The sequence below is a fragment of the Streptomyces sclerotialus genome (assembly GCF_040907265.1).
In the GTDB taxonomy this organism is placed as follows: Bacteria; Actinomycetota; Actinomycetes; order Streptomycetales; family Streptomycetaceae; genus Streptomyces; species Streptomyces sclerotialus.
Genome location: NZ_JBFOHP010000002.1, coordinates 2,407,960 through 2,427,654 on the forward strand (window position 1 = coordinate 2,407,960; position 19,695 = coordinate 2,427,654).

The 19,695-nt window shown below is 70.5% G+C and carries 13 protein-coding genes; 7 read left to right on the plus strand and 6 right to left on the minus strand.

Going from position 1 to position 19,695, the window contains the following annotated elements; genetic code table 11:
- Window positions 1–32: 32 nt before the first annotated feature.
- Window positions 33–3,575: a DNA polymerase III subunit alpha gene (gene dnaE, locus AAC944_RS10730; RefSeq protein WP_030616832.1), complete on the minus strand. Its 3,543-nt coding sequence runs from the start codon at window positions 3,573–3,575 to the stop codon at window positions 33–35.
- Between the two features lie 222 nt (window positions 3,576–3,797).
- Between dnaE and AAC944_RS10735 the strand changes: the two genes are divergently transcribed.
- From AAC944_RS10735 to AAC944_RS10755, 5 genes are all read left to right on the plus strand, one after another.
- A complete protein-coding gene (locus AAC944_RS10735) occupies window positions 3,798–5,132 on the plus strand; it encodes a DUF2252 domain-containing protein (protein WP_030616830.1) in 1,335 nt (444 codons plus the stop codon).
- Between the two features lie 83 nt (window positions 5,133–5,215).
- Window positions 5,216–5,908: a hypothetical protein gene (locus AAC944_RS10740; RefSeq protein WP_051871890.1), complete on the plus strand. Its 693-nt coding sequence runs from the start codon at window positions 5,216–5,218 to the stop codon at window positions 5,906–5,908.
- An 89-nt stretch (window positions 5,909–5,997) separates the two neighbouring features.
- Window positions 5,998–6,831, plus strand: a complete 834-nt coding sequence (locus AAC944_RS10745) for a thioredoxin domain-containing protein (RefSeq protein ID WP_030616825.1) — start codon at window positions 5,998–6,000, stop codon at window positions 6,829–6,831.
- A gap of 128 nt (window positions 6,832–6,959) precedes the next feature.
- A complete protein-coding gene (locus AAC944_RS10750; RefSeq protein WP_030616823.1) occupies window positions 6,960–7,805 on the plus strand; it encodes a thioredoxin domain-containing protein in 846 nt (281 codons plus the stop codon).
- 92 nt (window positions 7,806–7,897) lie between these two features.
- Entirely contained in the window at window positions 7,898–9,559 is a 1,662-nt protein-coding gene (locus tag AAC944_RS10755) for an alkaline phosphatase D family protein (protein ID WP_030616820.1), read from the plus strand.
- A 37-nt stretch (window positions 9,560–9,596) separates the two neighbouring features.
- Here the strand turns inward: AAC944_RS10755 and AAC944_RS10760 are convergent, their stop codons facing one another.
- Window positions 9,597–10,226: a dienelactone hydrolase family protein gene (locus AAC944_RS10760; protein ID WP_037772450.1), complete on the minus strand. Its 630-nt coding sequence runs from the start codon at window positions 10,224–10,226 to the stop codon at window positions 9,597–9,599.
- Between the two features lie 55 nt (window positions 10,227–10,281).
- Between AAC944_RS10760 and AAC944_RS10765 the strand changes: the two genes are divergently transcribed.
- Window positions 10,282–11,361, plus strand: coding sequence for a mechanosensitive ion channel family protein (locus AAC944_RS10765; protein WP_030616815.1), 1,080 nt, complete (start codon window positions 10,282–10,284; stop codon window positions 11,359–11,361).
- Window positions 11,362–11,375: 14 nt separating this feature from the next.
- On the opposite strand, the gene AAC944_RS10770 is transcribed toward AAC944_RS10765, so the two are convergent.
- The 4 genes from AAC944_RS10770 to AAC944_RS10785 all read right to left on the minus strand — a co-directional run bounded on the left by AAC944_RS10770 (window position 11,376) and on the right by AAC944_RS10785 (window position 15,871).
- Window positions 11,376–12,950, minus strand: a complete 1,575-nt coding sequence (locus AAC944_RS10770; RefSeq protein ID WP_438272820.1) for a Na+/H+ antiporter — start codon at window positions 12,948–12,950, stop codon at window positions 11,376–11,378.
- A 135-nt stretch (window positions 12,951–13,085) separates the two neighbouring features.
- A complete protein-coding gene (locus AAC944_RS10775) occupies window positions 13,086–14,027 on the minus strand; it encodes an RluA family pseudouridine synthase (protein WP_030616809.1) in 942 nt (313 codons plus the stop codon).
- A gap of 77 nt (window positions 14,028–14,104) precedes the next feature.
- On the minus strand, window positions 14,105–14,707 hold the full coding sequence (lspA, locus tag AAC944_RS10780) for a signal peptidase II (RefSeq protein ID WP_030616806.1): 603 nt from the start codon (window positions 14,705–14,707) through the stop codon (window positions 14,105–14,107).
- A gap of 147 nt (window positions 14,708–14,854) precedes the next feature.
- On the minus strand, window positions 14,855–15,871 hold the full coding sequence (locus AAC944_RS10785) for a TraR/DksA family transcriptional regulator (protein ID WP_078888639.1): 1,017 nt from the start codon (window positions 15,869–15,871) through the stop codon (window positions 14,855–14,857).
- Window positions 15,872–16,476: 605 nt separating this feature from the next.
- Between AAC944_RS10785 and ileS the strand changes: the two genes are divergently transcribed.
- Window positions 16,477–19,614, plus strand: a complete 3,138-nt coding sequence (ileS, locus tag AAC944_RS10790; protein ID WP_030616797.1) for an isoleucine--tRNA ligase — start codon at window positions 16,477–16,479, stop codon at window positions 19,612–19,614.
- Window positions 19,615–19,695: the final 81 nt, after the last annotated feature.

The following is a 19,695-nucleotide window of genomic DNA, read 5'->3' on the forward strand; positions in this document are numbered from 1 at the left end:
GGCGTACGCAGTACGTACGCTCCGCCGGCCGCTCAGCCCGCCAGGCAGGAGGCGCCGAGCAGCACCTTGAGGTCGCCGAAGAGCGACGGGTCGGCGGTGACCCGGTGCTTGTCCAGGCGCAGCACGGTCGTCTTCCGCGTCCCCTGCAGCTTGATCCGCACCTCCGTGGAGCCGCGGTGCTGGTTCAGCACGTCGCCCAGCTTCTCCACCAGCGGCGGGGTGACCTTGAGCGTCGGGATGGTGATCGTCAGGGGGGCGTTCGTCCCGGCGTCCGAAAGGTCGGGGATCATCATCTCCATGGCGACCAGACGGGGGACGTCCTCGCGCTTGTCCAGGCGGCCCTTGACGAAGACGATCGCGTCCTCGACGAGCTGGGTGGAGACCAGCTGGTAGGTGGCCGGGAAGAACATGCAGTCGATGGAGCCCGCCAGGTCCTCGACGGTGGCGATGGCCCAGGCGTTGCCCTGCTTGGTCATCTTGCGCTGCAGGCCGGAGATGATGCCGCCGATGGTGACGATCGAGCCGTCCGAATAGTCGCCGCCGGTGAGCTGGGAGATGCCGGCGTCCGCCTTGTCGGACAGGACGTGCTCCAGACCGAAGAGCGGATGGTCGGAGACGTACAGACCGAGCATCTCGCGCTCCTGCGCGAGCAGGTACGTCTTGTCCCACTCGACGTCGGAGAACTCCACGTCCAGGCCGAAGCCGGGGCCGCCGTCGTCGGCGTCGTCGCCCATCCCGCCGAAGAGGTCGAACTGCCCCTCGGCCTCCTTGCGCTTCACCTGGACGACGTTGTCGATCATCGTCTCGTAGTGCGCCATCAGGCCCTTGCGGGTGTGGCCCATCTCGTCGAACGCGCCGGCCTTGATCAGCGACTCGGTGGTGCGCTTGTTGCAGACGACCGCCTCGACCTTGTCGAGATAGTCCGGGAAGGAGGAGAACTTCCCCTTGGACTTGCGGGCCCGGATGATCGCCTCGACGACGTTCGTACCGACGTTGCGGACCGCGGAGAGGCCGAAGAGGATCACGTCGTCGCCCTGCGCGGCGAAGTTCGACTCCGACTCGTTGACGTTCGGCGGGAGGACCTTGATGCCCATCTTGCGGCACTCGTTCAGGTAGACCGCCGACTTGTCCTTGTCGTCGCGCACCGAGGTGAGCAGCGCGGACATGTACTCCGCCGGGTAGTTCGCCTTCAGGTACGCGGTCCAGTACGTGACCAGGCCGTACGCGGAGGAGTGCGCCTTGTTGAACGCGTAGCCGGCGAACGGGACCAGCACGTCCCACAGCGCCTGGATCGCCTCGTCGGAGAAGCCGTTCTTCCGGGCACCGGCCTGGAAGAGGACGAAGTTCTTCTCCAGCTCCTCGGGCTTCTTCTTGCCCATCACGCGACGGAGGACGTCGGCTTCGCCGAGGGAGTAGCCGGCGACGATCTGGGCGGCCTTCTGGACCTGCTCCTGGTAGACGATCAGGCCGTAGGTGAGGCCCAGGACCTCCTTGAGCGGCTCCTCCAGCTCCGGGTGGATCGGCGTGATCTCCTGGCGGCCGTTCTTCCGCTCCGCGTAGTTGATGTGGGAGTTCATGCCCATCGGGCCCGGGCGGTACAGGGCCGAGACGGCGGAGATGTCCTCGAAGTTGTCGGGCTGCATCTGGCGCAGCAGCGAACGCATCGGGCCGCCGTCGAACTGGAAGACGCCGAGCGTGTCACCGCGGCAGAGCAGTTCGTACGTCTTCGGGTCGTCGAGCGGGATCTCCAGGAGGTCCAGCTTGACGCCCTTGTTGGCCTCCACCATCTTGCGGGCGTCGTCCATGATGGTGAGGTTGCGCAGGCCCAGGAAGTCCATCTTCAGCAGGCCGAGCGACTCGCACTGCGGGTAGTCCCACTGGGTGATCGTCACGCCGTCGGTGTGCCGCGTCCACAGCGGGGCGTGGTCGACGATCGGCTCGCTGGACATGATCACGCCGGCCGCGTGCACGCCCATCTGCCGGACCAGGCCCTCGACGCCCTTGGCGGTGTCGATGACCTTCTTCACGTCCGGTTCGTTCTCGTACATCGACCGGATCTCGCCGGCCTCGCTGTAGCGCGGGTGCTCCGGGTTGGTGATGCCGTCCAGGTCGATGCCCTTGCCGAGGACGTCGGCGGGCATGGCCTTGGTGAGGCGGTCACCCATGGCGTACGGGTAGCCGAGGACGCGGGCGGAGTCCTTGATCGCGTTCTTCGCCTTGATCTTGCCGTAGGTGCCGATCATGGCGACCTTGTCGGCGCCGTACTTCTCGGTCACGTACCGGATCACTTCGACGCGCCGGCGCTCGTCGAAGTCGATGTCGACATCGGGCATGGACACGCGCTCGGGGTTCAGGAACCGCTCGAAGATCAGCCCGTGCTCGATCGGGTCGAGGTCGGTGATGCCCATGGCGTACGCGACGATCGAGCCGGCCGCGGAGCCTCGGCCCGGGCCCACCGCGATGCCGTTGTTCTTCGCCCACATGATGAAGTCCGCGACGACCAGGAAGTACCCCGGGAACCCCATCTGGATGATGATGTCCATCTCGTACTCGGCCTGCTTCTGGCGGTCCTCGGGGACGCCGCCGGGGAAGCGCCGGGCCATGCCGCGCCGGACCTCTTCCTGGAACCACGTGACCTCGGTGAAGCCCTCGGGGATGTCGAACTTCGGCATCAGGTCGCGCTTCTCGAACATCCCGGTGGTGTCGATCTGGTCGGCGACCAGCCGGGTGTTGTCGCAGCCCAGCTGCCAGGCCTCGGAGGAGTCGATGGCGTACATCTCCTCCGTGGACTTCAGGTAGTAGCCGGTGCCGTCGAAGCGGAAGCGGTCGGGGTCGGAGAGGTTCTTGCCGGTCTGGATGCAGAGCAGCGCGTCGTGGGCGCTCGCCTCGTGCGAGTAGGTGTAGTGCGAGTCGTTGGTGACCAGCGGCGGGATGCCCAGCTCCTTGCCGATCTTCAGCAGGTCGTCGCGGACCCGGCGCTCGATCTCGATGCCGTGGTCCATCAGCTCCAGGAAGTACCGGTCCTTGCCGAAGATGTCCTGGTACTCACCCGCCGCCTTGCGGGCCTCCTCGTACTGGCCCAGGCGCAGCCGGGTCTGCAGCTCGCCGGAGGGGCAGCCGGTGGACGCGATCAGCCCCTCGGACCACTGGGAGATCGTCTCCTTGTCCATACGCGGCCACTTCTGCAGCCAGCCCTCGGCGTACGCGTCGGAGGACAGCTTGAAGAGGTTGTGCAGACCGGTCTTGTTCGCCGCCCAGATCGTCTTGTGGGTGTAACCACCCGAACCGGAGACGTCGTCGCGCTTCTGGTGCGGCTGGCCCCACTGGATCTTGCGCTTGGTCCGCCGGGACTCCGGGGCCACGTAGGCCTCGATGCCGATGATCGGCGTCACACCGGCCTTCTGGGCGCTGTGGAAGAAGTCATAGGCGCCGTGGAGGTTGCCGTGGTCGGACATGGCGATGTGCGTCATGCCCATTTCATTGGCGGCCTTGAACATGTCCTTGAGCCGCGCGGCACCGTCCAGCAGCGAGTACTGGGTGTGGACGTGCAGGTGCGTGAACGGCTTTTTGGCCACGGCGGAGGACCTCCGGAAGCAGTCGGCAGAGTGGGTGGACGGTCAGGAAGTCTACGACTCCCGACTGACAATCGAGGCCCGGAATCGGACCCGCGGCGCGCAGCGCCTCGATGAGGGGTGGTGGGCGGGCGGGCACGCGCAGGTAGCCTCGCGCGTTGTCAGTCACGGAACATCCGTCCGCAACGCACGGGCCCCACGAAGGCCCCCAGGAGGCACCCAGCGATGTCGAACCAGCACGTCCCGGCGCAGGACGCCGACCGGCGCGGCGAGGAGATACTCGCCGTCTTCGACACCGCCTTCGGGGAGCTGCTCGCCGCCGACCCCGCGGCCTTCCGGGTGAAGTTCCGCAAGATGGCCGCCTCCGCCTTCGCCTTCTACCGCGGCACGGCCTGCCTGTTCTACAAGGACCTGGAGGCGGGCAAGGACACCGGCCCGTACCTGGACGAGCGGACCTCCCGGGTGTGGATCCACGGCGATCTGCACGCGGAGAACTTCGGCACGTACATGGACGCCACGGGCCGCCTGATCTTCAACGTCAACGACTTCGACGAGGCGTACGTCGGCCCCTTCATCTGGGACCTCGAGCGCTTCGCCGCCTCCGTGGCGCTGATCGGGTACGCCAAGGCGCTCAGTGACGAGCAGATCACCGCCCTGGTGCGCACGTACGCCACCGCCTACCGGGAGCGCATCCACGCGCTGGCCACCGGCGCCAGGGACGACGAGACCCAGCCCTTCACGCTGGACACCGCCGAGGGCCCGCTGCTGGACGCGCTGCGCGACGCCCGCTCGCGCACCCGCTTCGGGCTGCTGGACACGATGACGGAGATCCGCGACTTCGAGCGGCGCTTCTCCCCCGGCGGCGGCGCCGTCGAGCTGGACGCGGCGACCCGGTACAAGGTCCTGGCCGCCTTCGACGGCTATCTGGAGACGCTCCCGGAGTCCAGCCTCGCCCGCCCGGACTCCTACCGCGTCAAGGACGTGGTCGGCCGCCGCGGCATCGGTATCGGCTCGGCCGGCCTGCCCTCGTACAACATCCTGCTGGAGGGCAACAGCGACGCCCTGGAGAACGACGTCGTCATCTACATGAAGCAGGCGCAGACCCCGGCGGTCTCGCGGCACATCACCGACCCCGAGGTGCGCGGCTACTTCCGGCACGAGGGGCACCGCACGGTGATCTCCCAGCGCGCGCTGCAGGCGCACGCCGACCCGTGGCTGGGCTGGACCGAGCTGGACGGCAGCGGCCAGCTGGTCGCCGAGGTCTCGCCGTACGCCGTCGACCTGGACTGGTCCGACATCGACGAGATCGAGGAGATCTCCGCCGTGGTGGCCGGCCTGGGCCGGGCGACGGCCGCGATGCACGCCGCGGCGGACGACGAGAGCGGCCACTCGCTCGTGCCGTTCTCCACGGAGCGCGCGATCGACGCGGCCATCGCCGCGGACGAGGCCGGCTTCGCCGAGCTGCTGGTGGACTTCGCGCACGGCTACGGCTCCCGGGCCCGCCGCGACCACCAGATATTCGTCGACCTCTTCCGCAACGGCCGCATCCCGGGGCTGTGATCCGCGGGGCCCGGCTCCGGGCCCCGTTTTCACAGAAACCCCTTAAGCGGCGCTTATCCCGGGCCATGGCAGACTCGATTTCGATGGACATCTCGGCGGCACACCTACGGGCACTGCGCGCGGCGCTCTTCACGGCACTGTGCGTGACGCTGTCCGCCGCCTCCCATGTGCTGCTCTCCCGGATGCCGCTGCCGCTGCCGACGGTGGCCGCGCTCGCCGCCGCCGTCTTCGTGCTCGCGTACGCGCTGGCCGGCCGGGAACGGCGCTTCGGGCCGATAGCGGCCCTGCTGGTACCGCTGGAGCTCGCTGCCGACACCGTCTTCAGCGTCGGCCAGCACGCCTGCTACGGCGCGGCCGGCGGCCCCGTCGCCGGCCCGCTCCGCTCCCTGGGCGTCGACCTCCTGTGCCGCGGCGGCGACGTCGGCACCCCGCTGGCCCGGGCCGCCGGACACCAGCCGGCCCCCGCCGCCACCTGGCTGCTGCTGCTCGCCGTGCACGTCGCCGTCGGGCTGCTGGCCGCCGCCTGGCTGCGCCGCGGCGAGACGGCGCTGATCCAGCTGCTGGGCGCGCTGGCCGTCTTCGCGCTGCGGCCGCTGCTGGTCGCGGTGGCGGTGCTGACCGCCGGCCGCGCCCCGCGCCGCCCGGCCGTACCGCCCGTGGCGGCCCCCGCGCCGTCCCGCGGCATCCCGCTGCTCGTGCACTGCGTCGTACGCCGGGGACCTCCCCCATTGCCTCAACGGCATGGGCGGTGCCCCCACCGCTCCCTCGCGGCCTGATCCGCGACCACCGGTCCTTTCCCCACGGGGCACGGCACGCCGCATTCCCGGCGCCACCCCGGCACAGCAGACCCAGGAGCAAACCGATCATGAGCAACCGCAACAGCCAGGCCAACAAGCAGGCAGCCCGTGAGCGGCTGCGCGCCGAGCGCGAGCGGCAGGCGAAGAAGGACAAGGTGCGCCGTCAGCTGACGGTCGGCGGCGCGATCGTCGTGGTGCTGGCCATCGCCGGCGGCATCGGACTGGCCGTCGCCAATTCCGGCGGTGGCGGCGACGGCAGCCCGGAGGACACCTGGGCCAAGGCCAAGAACGCCAAGCTGGTCAAGCCGGCGAACACCACCGGCAGCGACGGCACGACCGTCACCATCGGCGAGAAGGACGCCAAGAACACCCTCGCGCTGTACGAGGACCCGCGCTGCCCCGGTTGCGCCAACTTCGAGCAGAACGTGGGCGACACCGTCGAGAAGGACATCGCCGACGGCACGTACAAGGCCACCTTCCACCTGGGCACGTTCCTGGACGACAACCTCCAGGGCACCGGTTCGAAGAACGCGGTGAGCGCCCTGGGCGCCGCGCTGAACAAGAGCCCCGAGGCGTTCCTCAAGTACAAGTACGCGCTGTACTCGAAGGAGTACCACCCGGAGGAGACCGGCCCGGACAAGTTCGCGGACGACTCCTACCTGATCAAGGTCGCGGACACGGTGCCCGAGCTCAAGGGCGACAAGGCGTTCCAGAAGGCCCTGAAGGACGGTACGTACGACCGCTGGGCGCTGGCGATGTCCGACGCGTTCAACAGCGCCAAGGACGTCCGGAGCACGCCCACGGTCAAGCTGAACGGCAAGCTCCTCTCCGCCGACGGCCAGAGCGCGCCGTCCACCCCCGACGTGTTCAACTCCCTCGTGGAGAAGAACCTCAAGAAGTAGCGGACGCGTCCGCGGCGGCCGGCGGACGTACGGGCGGCATGCGTCCCGTGCGTCCGCCGGCCGTTGCCGAATCTTGACCACTTGCCGGCCGGCCCCCGTGGCAGACTCCCCGCCATGGAGGGGACCGCATGAGCAACCGCAACAGCCAGGCCGCCAAGTCCGCCGCCCGGGAGCGCATACGCGCCGAACGGGAGCGGGAGAAGAAGCGCGCGAGGCTCCGCCGTCAGCTCGTCGTGGCCGGCGGTGTGCTCGGCGTCCTGGTGATCGCCGGCGGCATCGGTTACGGCGTGCTGAAGGCCAACGAGCCCACCGGCTGGGAGGCCGCCAAGGAGGCGAAGCTGGTCGAGCCCGCGCACACGCAGGGCAAGAACGGCACGGAGATCCTCATCGGTGAGAAGAGCGCGAAGGACACCCTGGAGGTGTTCGAGGACATCCGCTGCCCGGCGTGCGCGTCCTTCGAACAGTCCACGGGCAAGGTGCTGCTGAAGGACATCGAGGACGGCCGGTACAAGGTCCGCTTCACGATGTACGCGTTCATCGACGACATGGCCGGCGGCGAGGGCTCCAAGAACGCGCTGAGCGCGCTGGGCGCCGCGCTGGACAAGAGCCCCGAGGCGTTCCTCCACTACAAGGAGGCGCTGTTCTCGGCGCGGAACCACCCCGAGGAGAGCGTCGACACCTACGCCAAGGACTCCGCGCTGCTGAAGGTCGCCGACCAGGTGCCCGAGCTCAAGGGGGACGCGAAGTTCACGCGGGCGGTCAAGGACGGCACGTACGACCGCTGGGCGATGGAGATGGCCGGGCTGTTCGGCCGCAAGGGCGTCAAGGGCACCCCGACCTTCATGCACGGGGACAAGAAGCTGGAGATGGCGCAGATCCCCCAGCAGCAGATGACGCAGGAGCAGTACAACAAGCTCGCGCGGGACAACTTCGAGAAGATGATCGACAAGGAGTTCGGTCCGGCGGAGAAGTGACGCCGCATCTCCGGTGACCGGGGGCACGGGTTCACGGATCCGATGGAATCCGTACCCCCGAAGTCACTTACCAGCCAGTAGGGTGATCGGCCGTGACCGATCATGACCAGATCTCGCGCCGTACCGCCGTCACGGCCGTAGCCACGACCGCCGCCCTCCTGCCCCTCGGCACCGCCGCCACCGCGCGCGCCGCCGAGCCCGCGGCCAGGACGGCGGCCACGTCCGCCACCGCCCCCTTCCAGCACGGTGTCGCCTCCGGTGATCCGCTGCCCGACGGCGTCCTGCTGTGGACCAGAGTCACCCCGGCCGCCGACGCGCTGCCGGGCTCCGGCAAGGGCCCGGCCACGAAGGTGGAGTGGCAGGTGGCCACCGACAAGGGCTTCACCGAGGTGGTCGCGCGGGGAACCGTGACCACCTCGGCGGCCACCGACCACACCGTCAAGGCGGACGTACGGGGGCTGGCGCCCGCCACCCTGTACTGGTTCCGCTTCACCGCGCTCGGCGTCCACTCCCCCGCGGGCCGCACCCGCACCGCCCCCGCCGCCGGCACCGCGGCCGCCAACGTCCGCTTCGGCGTGGTCTCCTGCGCCAACTGGGAGGCCGGGTACTTCTCCCCGTACCGCCATCTCGCGGCCCGCACCGACCTGGACGCGGTGCTGCACCTCGGGGACTACCTCTACGAGTACAGAACGGGCGAGTACCCGGCCCTGAAGTACGTGGTCCGGCCGCACTCCCCCGGCCACGAGCTCCTCACCCTGGCCGATTACCGGATCCGGCACGGCGCCCACAAGACCGACCCGGACGCGCAGGCGATGCACGCCGCGCACCCGGTGATCGCGATGTGGGACGACCACGAGTTCGCCGACAACGCCTGGCAGGGCGGCGCGGAGAACCACACGCCGGGCACCGAGGGCGACTGGACGGCCCGGATGGCCGCGGCGAAGCAGGCGTACTTCGAGTGGATGCCGGTACGCCCCTCCACCGCCGGTACCACCTACCGCCGCCTGCAGTTCGGCACGCTCGCCGACCTCCACCTGCTGGACCTGCGCAGCTTCCGGGACGAGCAGGTGCCGATAGGCAGCGGCCAGGCCGACGACCCGGGCCGCACCCTCACCGGACGGGCCCAGCTGGACTGGCTGAAGGCGGGGCTGGAGAGGTCGGCGGCGGCCTGGCGGCTGGTCGGCACCTCCGTGATGATCTCGCAGGTGGCCTTCGGCTCCGTACCGGCCCATCTGCTGGGCCCGCTCGCCGAGGTGCTGGGCCTGCCCAAGGAGGGGCTGGCCGTCAACACCGACCAGTGGGACGGCTACACCGACGACCGGCGCGAGCTGCTGACGCACCTCGGCGACCGGTCCATCGGCAACACCGTCTTCCTCACCGGCGACATCCACATGTCCTGGGCCAACGACGTGCCGCTCAAGGCCGCCACGTACCCGGGGCAGGCGCCGGTGGCCACCGAGTTCGTCGTCACCTCGGTCACCTCCGACAACCTCGACGACATCCTGCACGTCGCTCCGCACACGCTGTCGCTGCCCGCCGCCGCGGCGGTCCGGGCCGCCAACCGCCACGTGAAGTGGGTGGACATGGACAGCCACGGTTACGGCGTCCTCGACGTCACCGCCGAGCGGACGCAGATGGACTACTACGCCGTCTCCGACAAGGCCGACCGGAACGCCACGGCGTCACTGGTGCGCTCGTACCGCACGCTCAGCGGCACCCAGCGCGTGGAGCGGGCCGACGGACCGGTGGTCTGACCGGAGGACGCGTACGGCCGCCGGGCCGCGTCCGGGGTCAGAGGCTCGCGAGGAAGCCCAGCCCCACCTTCCAGGCGCTCTCGGCGGCCTCCTTGTCGTGGTCGGGCAGCCCGTCGTCGGTGAAGAGGTGCCCGGCCCCGGCGTAGCGGTAGACCTCCACGTCGGCGCCGGCCCGCTGCATGCGGAGGTACCAGGCGTTCAGCCAGTCGTGCGGCTCGAAGGGGTCCGGATCGGCCACGTGCAGCTGCACCGGCAGGTCGTCCACGGCCGCGTCCTCGGCGATGTCGGAAGTGCCGTGCAGCAGGAGCAGGCCGCGCGCCTTCTCGTCGGCCAGCGCGAGGTTCTGCGCCACGGAGCCGCCGAAGGACAGGCCCGCGTAGACCAGGCCGCGCTCGGAGTACGGCGCCGCGGCCGTCACCGCGCGCCGCAGCAGCTCGTCCTTGCCGATCTCCTCCTTGATCGCGATGCCGTCCTCGATGGTCTCGGCGGTGCGTCCGTCGAACAGGTCGGGAACGATCACTTCATGGCCGGCGGCGCGCAGTCGCTCGGCGCCCGCCTGTACGGCCGGCCGCAGCCCGTACACAGAATGGAACAGAATGACGGTTTGAGACGCCGCAGAGCCGGTCACTGGTTTCACTTCCCTGTCGATGGATCGCACTCCTCCCATCGTGCCAGTTACGGTCGACAGGAAGCGGACCCCGACCAGGAGGGATCACGTGTCCATGGAGGACGTACTGCGTCCGCTGATCGTCGTGGGCGGCTCCGTCGCCCTCACGCTCGTCCTGGGATGGGCGGCCGACCTGGCGATGCGCCGGGCCGACGCCGCACGCCCGGACACGCCGCTGTGGGGCCTGCTGCGACGCTGCCGGATCCCGCTCCAGGTGGTGCTCCTGACAGCACTGCTGCGCGGCACCTTCGACCGCACCAAGATCAAGATCATCGACGAGCACAGCGCCGGCATCGGCCAGCTGCTGTCCCTGGTCCTGATCGCCGCCACCGCCTGGCTGGCGATCCGGGTCTCGGCGGCGATCGTGGAGTCCTCGTACTCGCGGTACGCGGCGGGTGCCCGGGACGCCGCCCGGGTCCGCCGGGTACGGACGCAGGTCACCCTCATCCAGCGCGTGGTCACCGCCGTCGTCATCGTCGTCGCCGTGGCCGCGATGCTGCTGACCTTCCCCGCGATGCGGACGGTCGGCACCTCGATGCTGGCCTCGGCCGGTGTGCTGGGCATCGTCGCCGGTGTCGCCGCCCAGTCCACGCTCGGCAACCTCTTCGCGGGCCTGCAGATCGCCTTCGGTGACATGGTGCGGATCGGCGACACGGTCGTGGTCGACGGCGAGTGGGGAACGGTCGAGGAGATCACCCTCACCTTCCTGACCGTACGGACCTGGGACGAGCGCCGGATCACCATGCCGGTCTCCTACTTCACCAGCAAGCCGTTCGAGAACTGGTCGCGCGGCGGGGCGCAGATGACCGGCACGGTCTTCTTCCAGCTCGACCACCGCGCGCCCGTCGAGGAGATGCGCGAGAAGCTGCAGGAGATCCTCAAGAACTCCGACGCCTGGGACGGCCGGGCCCAGACCCTGGTGGTCACCGACACCACGCCCAGCACGATCGAGGTGCGTGCCCTGGTGACCGCCCGGGACGCGGACGCGATCTGGACGGTCCGCTGCGAGGTGCGCGAGCAGATGATCGCCTGGCTGCGGGACGCGCACCCGTACGCACTGCCGCGCATCTCGACGGCGCCCGCGCCCACCCTGGAGACCGCCGACGAGCGGGACGCGCCCGTCCTGAAGAAGTAGCGTTTCGGCAGGGCTCAGGAAGGCGCGCGCAGACTCCGTACGTCCAGGTGCCGCAGCACCCGGTCGACGACCTCCGGGTCCGAGCCGGGCTCGCTGCGCGCCGAGAGCACCTCGTGGCGCGCGGCCGACAGCAGCTCGCTCTGGATGCGCTGGACCTTCTTCACGCGGGCGATGCGCTTGTCGTAGCCCTCGCGCCGCTCGTCGTCCACGATGTCCGGCGAGATGCGGGCGCCCATCTCGTACGTGCTCCGGGACAGCCGCTCGACCACCTCGTCGGAGAGCTCCTCCTGCGACAGGATCTCCTTCAGCCGCTTCCGGGAGGCCTTGACGACGCGGACCGCCAGCTCGCGCTCCAGCGCATCCTCGGCGTCCGTGTCGGCCCGCACCCCCAGCTTCTTGACCAGGAAGGGCAGCGTCAGGCCCTGCACCACGAGGGTGGCCAGCACCACCGCGAAGGCGATGAAGAGGATCTCGTCGCGGGCCGGGAACGCCTCGCCGCCCGCGACCTCGTACGGGATGGCCAGCGCCAGCGCCACCGAGGCCACCCCGCGCATCCCGGACCACCACATGACGATGGTCTCCCGCCAGCTGGTCGGGATCTCCTCCGCGATGCGGCGCCGGTGCAGCCGCTTGGCCAGCCACGCGGCCGGCAGCAGCCACAGCAGCCGCAGGCCCACCACGACGCCGATGACCGCGCCGGCAGCGCCCAGCAGCTGCTTCCAGTGCCCGGCGGCGGTACCGAAGATGTTGTGCAGCTCCAGGCCGATCAGGCCGAACGCGACGCCGGTGACGAGGGTGTCGACGACCTCCCAGAAGGTGTGCCCGGCGAGCCGGCCCATCACGTCGTCGGCGTCGGCCGCGTAGTGCGCGAGGAAGAGCGCGGCGGTGAGCACCGAGAGCACGCCCGAGCCGTGCAGCTCCTCGGCGAGCACGTAGGCCACGAACGGCACCAGCAGCGTCAGGCCGACCTGGAGCGTCGCGTCGTCGACCACGTCCATCAGCTTGTTGGCCAGCCAGCCGAGCACCACGCCGACCACTATGGCCACCACGGCCGAGAGCAGCAGCGCGCCGACCGCGGCCGGCGCCGAGAAGGTGCCGGAGACCGCGGCGGCCAGCGCCACGTGGTAGAGCACGATCGCGGTGACGTCGTTGAACAGGCCCTCGCCCTCCAGGATCGACACCAGACGGCGGGGCAGCCCGAGCTTGCCGGCGACGGCGGTCGCGGCCACCGGGTCCGGCGGCGCCACCAGCGCGCCGAGCGCCACGGCGGCGGCCACCGGCAGGCCGGGGACGACGCTGTGCGCGACGGCGGCGACGGCGGCGGTGGTCGCGAAGACCAGCGCCACCGCGAGCAGGAAGATAGGCCTGATGTTGGCCGTGAACTGGCGCCAGGACGTGCGCTGCACCGCCGCGTACAGCAGTGGCGGCAGCAGCAGCGGGAGGATGAACTCCGGCGGCACGTGGACGTTCGGGACGAACGGCAGCAGGGCCAGCACGGCACCCGCCAGGGTCATCAGCACCGGTGACGGCAGTCCCAGCCGGTCGCCGAGCGGGACCATGAGCACGGCCCCCAGCAGCAGGACGAACATCAGGGCCAGCTGGTCCACGGCAGGCACGCTCCGGAGCTTCGAAATCAGTCGATCACTGATCAAGCCTGCCATGAAGTCGGCGAAACGCCCGTCGGCAGGCCCGCCGGAAGCGGCCGTACGGACCGGCCGCCGGCCTCAGGCGCTCTCGGCCCGCACCCGGTCCAGGGCTCGCTGGAGGTCTTCCGGGTACGCGCTCTCGAACTCCACCCAGCGGCCGTCCGCGGGGTGTTCGAAACCCAGTCGCACGGCGTGCAGCCACTGCCGGGAGACGCCGAGGCGCTTGGCGAGGGTGGGATCGGCGCCGTAGGTGAGGTCTCCGACACAGGGGTGGCGGTGCGCGGACATGTGCACCCGGATCTGGTGCGTACGCCCCGTCTCCAGCTTGATGTCCAGCAGGCTGGCCGCGCGGAACGCCTCGATGAGGTCGTAGTGCGTGACGGACGGCTTGCCGTCGGCCGTCACCGCCCACTTGTAGTCGTGCTGCGGATGGCGGCCGATGGGCGCGTCGATCGTGCCGCTGAGCGGGTCGGGGTGGCCCTGCACGAGCGCGTTGTACTTCTTCTCGGGGACGCGCTCCTTGAACTGCCGCTTCAGGGAGGTGTACGCCCGCTCGGACTTGGCCACGACCATCAGGCCCGAGGTGCCGACGTCCAGGCGGTGCACGATGCCCTGGCGCTCGGCGGCGCCGGAGGTCGAGATGCGGAAGCCGGCGGCGGCCAGACCGCCGATGACGGTCGTGCCGTTCCACCCGGGGCTGGGGTGCGCGGCGACGCCGACCGGCTTCATGATCACGACGATGTCGTCGTCGTCATGGACGATCTCCATGCCCTCCACGGGCTCGGCGACGATCTCCACGGGAGGCGCGGCCTGCGGCATCTCGACCTCCAGCCAGGCGCCGCCGTGCACCCGCTCGGACTTCATCACCTCGGCCCCGTCCACCCGGACCTTCCCGGCGGCGGCCAGCTCGGCCGCCTTCGTACGGGAGAAGCCGAACATGCGGGCCAGCGCGGCGTCGACGCGCTCGCCCTCCAGGCCGTCCGGTACGGGCAGGGTGCGGATCTCGGGAATCGTGCTCACCCCACGAGTATGGCAGTCCCCGCGGACACTTCCGTCGGCCCCGCCCCTGCCTGTGGACAACTCCGCGGGGCCCGGTCTCAGTCCTTGTGGACGGTGCCGTCCGGGTCCAGGCCGCGGAAGGACAGCAGCACGATCAGGATGCCGCCGCACACGATCCCGGAGTCGGCGAGGTTGAAGACCGCGAAGTGCGCGGGGGCGATGAAGTCGACCACCGCGCCCTGGAAGACGCCCGGCGAGCGGAAGATCCGGTCGGTGAGGTTGCCGAAGGCGCCGCCGAGCAGCAGGCCCAGCGCGATGGCCCAGGGCAGGCTGTAGAGCTTGCGGGCGACCCGGAAGATCACCACGATCACCGCCACGGCGATCAGCGTCAGGAAGACGGTCAGCGCCTCGCCCATGCTGAAGGCGGCGCCGCGGTTCCGGATCACCTCGAACTGCAGCAGCGTCCCGATCACCTGGACCGGCGCGTGGTGCTCCAGCTTCGCCACCACCAGCAGCTTGCTGCCGAGGTCCAGCAGGTAGACGACCAGCGCGACGATCAGCAGCGCGGTGATCCGCCGCCGCCCGCGCGGCGCCGCCGTCGCGCCCGTCTCCGCCGCGCCCTGCCCGGCCTCCCCGCCGTCCCCCTGACCGGGCTCCGGCCCGGATTCCGGCGTACCGGTGATGCGCTCCGCCTCTGCCACGTGTGAGTCCCTCAGCCCGTCGTTTCCGCGGCCAGGCCGCGCCTGGCTGAGCTCCGAGGGTACGGCACCGGGCCCGGCCGCAGGTGAGTACGGGGTACCCGGGCGGAGAAGGGCCCGGGCCGGGACGCGAGGGCCCCGGCCCGGCTCCTAGCGGCGCTCGGTCTTCTGCTTGCACTCCACACAGAGCGTGGCCCGGGGGAACGCCTGCATACGGGCCTTGCCGATCGGCTTGCCGCAGTTCTCGCAGAGCCCGTACGTACCGGCGTCCAGCCGTTCCAGCGCCCGCTCGGTCTGCAGCAGCATCTCGCGCGCGTTGGAGGCCAGCGCCATCTCGTGCTCGCGGGTGATGTTCTTCGACCCGGTGTCGGCCTCGTCGCCCGTGCTGTCGCTGGAGTCCCGCATCAGCCCCGCGATGGCGTCCTCGGAGGACCGGATCTCGCTGTGCAGCCGGTCCTCGTCCGCACGCAGCACCGCACGGGCCTCCTCGGCCTCCTCCTCCGACCAGCGGTCCTCCCCCGGCCGTACGGGCAGCTCGGCGGCGGCCGCCGGGCCGGTACGCGCCTTGGGCAGGGCCGTCGAGGCGGCTGTCTGCTCACTGTCGTCCACCGCAGCGGCCGGTGCCCCGCCCGGAGTCTTCTTCGCCACCACCGTCTTGGCTCCCGTCTTCTTCGCGGGCACCGCCTCCTCCGGCGGTGCAGCCTCACTGGCCGTGCTCCTGCTGGCGGTCGTGTCGGCCGCGGCGTCCTCCGCCGCGGTCTCCGCTGCCGCTGTCCGCTCCGCCGCGGCCTTCTTCGCGGCGGCCTTCTTCGCGGGCGCACTCCCCGCGGTGGTCTTCCTGGCGGCGGTCTTCTTCGCCGCGGTCTTCCTGGCCGTGGCCTTCTTCGCCGTCTTCTTCGCCGGCGTCCGCTTCGCGGGCGCGTCACCCGCTGCGGTCTCCTCCAGAGGCGGGTTCCCGGTCGCGGTCTTCTTCACCGCGGCGTCCCGCACCGGCGGCGGCCCGGTACCGGACTCCTCCGCGCCCTCCCCGGCGGGTGGGTTCCCGGTCGCCGTTCTCTCCTGCGCCTGCTCCGCCGCGGCCCCCTCGGCGGGTTCCCCGCCGTCCGGCGGCGTGGCCCGTCCGGTCACCGCCGTGCTGTCGTGCGCGGCGGTCTCTTTCGCCACCATGGCCGCGATCCCTTCACGTATGTGATCATGCTCGCGAATCGTGACCGGAACGATAAATCGACTCACAGCACGCGGCAACGGGACGCACCGCCCTCCACCGTCCGGCCTCCCACCCCGGGAGCCCGGTCTGCAACCGTTGTGCCCCGCTCCCCGCCCGGTAATCCGGCCGTCACCGGACGGCCTACAGGGGCGCGGCGGCGCCGTCGTGCGCCTGTCGCGTCCGTCGCGTTGCGTACCGGCATTCGGGTCAAGGTTCCCCTCGCCGGTCCCCCGGTCGTCGCAGCCGGAAAAGCGGTCGGCCGCCACGGCGCGCGCCCCGTACACTGGCCCCAGCGAAAGGCGTGGATGGGACGAGTAGCGCCGCACGCAGCCAAGAGCGATCCGGGGACGGTGGGAGCCCGGAGGTGTGCGCGACGTGAAGATCACCCCGGAGCCGCCGGAAGAACGCCCCAGGAGCCCCTGGGCGCCAGTAGACCCGGCATCGCGACCCCAATGAGGGGGCCGAGGAGATCCGCCTCGGCCAAGGAGGGTGGTACCGCGGGAGCAGCACGCTCTCGTCCCTCCGGTCGGAGAACGCAAGCGGTGTCCGCCGGAGGAAGCCCCCGATGAGTCCCACACCCCAGTACAACCAGGTGCCCGCGCAGGTGGACCTGCCCGCGCTGGAGCACGCCGTGCTCGACTTCTGGGAAGAGCAGAAGGTCTTCGCGCGCAGCCTGGAGCAGTCCGAGGGCCGCCCCGAGTGGGTGTTCTACGAGGGCCCGCCCACGGCGAACGGCATGCCGGGCGCGCACCACATCGAGGCCCGCGTCTTCAAGGACGTCTTCCCCCGCTTCCGCACCATGCAGGGCTACCACGTCGGCCGGAAGGCCGGCTGGGACTGCCACGGCCTGCCCGTGGAGCTCGCCGTGGAGAAGGAGCTGGGCTTCAACGGCAAGAAGGACATCGAGGCGTACGGCATCGCCGAGTTCAACGCCAAGTGCCGCGAGTCGGTGACCCGCCACACCGACGCCTTCGCCGAGCTCACCACCCGGATGGGCTACTGGGTCGACCTCGACGACGCGTACCGCACGATGAACCCCGAGTACATCGAGTCGGTGTGGTGGTCGCTGAAGGAGATCTTCAAGAAGGGCCTGCTGGTCCAGGACCACCGCGTCGCCCCCTGGTGCCCCCGCTGCGGCACGGGCCTCTCGGACCACGAGCTGGCGCAGGGGTACGAGACGGTCGTCGACCCCTCGGTCTACGTCCGCCTCCCGCTGACCTCCGGCCCGCTGGCCGGCGAGGCGGCGCTGCTGATCTGGACGACCACGCCCTGGACGCTGGTCTCCAACACCGCGGTCGCCGCGCACCCGGACGTCACCTACGTCGTCGCCACCGACGGCAGCGAGCAGCTGGTCGTCGCCGAGCAGCTGGTCGAGAAGGCGCTCGGCGAGGGCTGGACGACCACGGGCCGGACCTTCACCGGCCGCGAGATGGAGCGCTGGGCGTACCAGCGCCCGTTCGGCCTGGTGGAGCTCGAAGGCGCCAACTTCGTCGTCAACGCCGAGTACGTCACCACCGAGGACGGCACGGGTCTGGTCCACCAGGCGCCCGCCTTCGGTGAGGACGACCTCAAGACCTGCAAGGGCTACGACCTCCCCGTCGTCAACCCGGTCCGTCCCGACGGCACCTTCGAGGAAGGCCTCGCCCTGGTGGGCGGGCAGTTCTTCAAGAAGGCCGACGAGGCGCTGGTCGCCGACCTGGACGCGCGCGGCCTGCTCTTCCGCCACGTCGCGTACGAGCACAGCTACCCGCACTGCTGGCGCTGCCACACGGCGCTGCTGTACTACGCCCAGCCGTCCTGGTACATCCGTACGACCGCGATCAAGGACGCGCTGCTCCGCGAGAACGAGAACACCAACTGGTACCCGGAGTCGGTCAAGCACGGCCGCTTCGGCGACTGGCTGAACAACAACATCGACTGGGCGCTCTCCCGCAACCGCTACTGGGGCACCCCGCTGCCCATCTGGCGCTGCGAGGAGGACCACCTCACCTGTGTCGGCTCCCTGACCGAGCTGTCGGAGCTGACCGGCACCGACCAGACCGGACTGGACCCGCACCGCCCGTTCATCGACGACGTGACCTTCGCGTGCCCGCAGTGCCAGGGCACCGCGACGCGCGTCCCCGAGGTCATCGACGCCTGGTACGACTCGGGTTCGATGCCCTTCGCGCAGTGGGGCTACCCGTACCGCAACAAGGAGCTCTTCGAGAAGCGGTACCCGGCGCAGTTCATCTCCGAGGCCATCGACCAGACCCGTGGCTGGTTCTACACGCTGATGGCGGTCGGCACCCTCGTCTTCGACAAGTCGTCCTACGAGAACGTCGTCTGCCTGGGCCACATCCTGGCCGAGGACGGCCGGAAGATGTCCAAGCACCTGGGCAACATCCTCCAGCCGATCCCGCTGATGGACCAGCACGGCGCGGACGCGGTCCGCTGGTTCATGGCGGCCGGCGGCTCCCCCTGGGCCGCGCGCCGGGTGGGCCACGGCACGATCCAGGAGGTCGTCCGCAAGACCCTCCTGACCTACTGGAACACCGTCGCCTTCCAGGCGCTGTACGCCCGTACGGCCGGCTGGGCGCCCACCGCGTCCGACCCGGCCCCGGCGGACCGCCCGATCCTGGACCGCTGGCTGCTGAGCGAGCTGAACGCACTGGTCGAGGGCGTCACGGAGGCACTGGAGTCGTACGACACCCAGCGTGCCGGCAAGCTGCTGTCCGCCTTCGTCGACGACCTCTCCAACTGGTACGTCCGCCGCTCGCGCCGCCGCTTCTGGCAGGGCGACGCCGCCGCGCTGCGCACCCTGCACGAGGCCGTCGAGACGGTCACCCGCCTGATGGCGCCGCTCACCCCGTTCATCACCGAGCGGGTCTGGCAGGACCTGGTCGTGCCGGTCACCCCGGACGCGCCGGACTCCGTCCACCTCTCCTCCTGGCCGGTGGCGGACAAGGCGGCGATCGACCCCGCGCTCTCCGCACAGATGGTCCTGGTCCGCCGGCTGGTCGAGCTGGGCCGCGCCACGCGTGCCGAGTCCGGCGTGAAGACCCGCCAGCCGCTGTCCCGCGCGCTGGTCGCCGCGTCCGGCTTCGAGGCGCTCTCGGACGACCTGCGGACCCAGATCACCGAGGAGCTGAACGTCAGCTCCCTGGCGTCGCTCTCCGAGGTCGGCGGCTCCCTGGTGGACACCACCGCCAAGGCCAACTTCCGTGCGCTGGGCAAGCGGTTCGGCAAGGGTGTCCAGGCGGTCGCCAAGGCCATCGCGAACGCGGATGCCGCGGCCCTCTCCCTCGCGCTGCGCGAGGGCACGGCCTCGGTCGAGGTCGACGGCGAGACGGTCACCCTGGCGCCGGACGAGGTCATCATCACCGAAACCCCGCGCGAGGGCTGGTCGGTGGCGTCCGACTCCGGTGCCACGGTCGCCCTGGACCTGGAGATCACCCCGGAGCTGCGCCGTGCGGGCCTGGCCCGGGACGCCATCCGCCTCATCCAGGAGGCCCGCAAGAACAGCGGCCTGGACGTCGCGGACCGGATCGCGCTGCGCTGGCGGTCCACGGACGAGGAGGTCCGCACGGCCCTGGCCGACCACGCGGCCCTGATCTCGGACGAGGTGCTGGCGACCGACTTCGCGTCCGGCGAGGCGGACGACGCGTACGGCGAGCCGTTCACGGACGAGGCCCTGTCGCTGACCTTCCGCCTCCGCAAGGTCTGACGGCTGCGCGAAGACCCGCGGCTGCGCGAAGTCTGACGGAACGGGCCACAGCTCGAACGGAGTGACGAGGTCCCCGGTACA

What these genes read in the sequence shown, in the direction of transcription:
- AAC944_RS10785 (WP_078888639.1), bottom strand. Translation starts at nt 15,871, where the DNA reads ATGGTGGCGAAAGAGACCGCCGCGCACGACAGCACGGCGGTGACCGGA.
- AAC944_RS10760 (WP_037772450.1), bottom strand. Translation starts at nt 10,226, where the DNA reads ATGGGAGGAGTGCGATCCATCGACAGGGAAGTGAAACCAGTGACCGGC.
- ileS (WP_030616797.1), top strand. Translation starts at nt 16,477, where the DNA reads ATGAGTCCCACACCCCAGTACAACCAGGTGCCCGCGCAGGTGGACCTG.
- AAC944_RS10750 (WP_030616823.1), top strand. Translation starts at nt 6,960, where the DNA reads ATGAGCAACCGCAACAGCCAGGCCGCCAAGTCCGCCGCCCGGGAGCGC.
- AAC944_RS10740 (WP_051871890.1), top strand. Translation starts at nt 5,216, where the DNA reads ATGGACATCTCGGCGGCACACCTACGGGCACTGCGCGCGGCGCTCTTC.
- AAC944_RS10745 (WP_030616825.1), top strand. Translation starts at nt 5,998, where the DNA reads ATGAGCAACCGCAACAGCCAGGCCAACAAGCAGGCAGCCCGTGAGCGG.
- AAC944_RS10765 (WP_030616815.1), top strand. Translation starts at nt 10,282, where the DNA reads ATGGAGGACGTACTGCGTCCGCTGATCGTCGTGGGCGGCTCCGTCGCC.
- AAC944_RS10770 (WP_438272820.1), bottom strand. Translation starts at nt 12,950, where the DNA reads ATGTTCGTCCTGCTGCTGGGGGCCGTGCTCATGGTCCCGCTCGGCGAC.
- AAC944_RS10735 (WP_030616830.1), top strand. Translation starts at nt 3,798, where the DNA reads ATGTCGAACCAGCACGTCCCGGCGCAGGACGCCGACCGGCGCGGCGAG.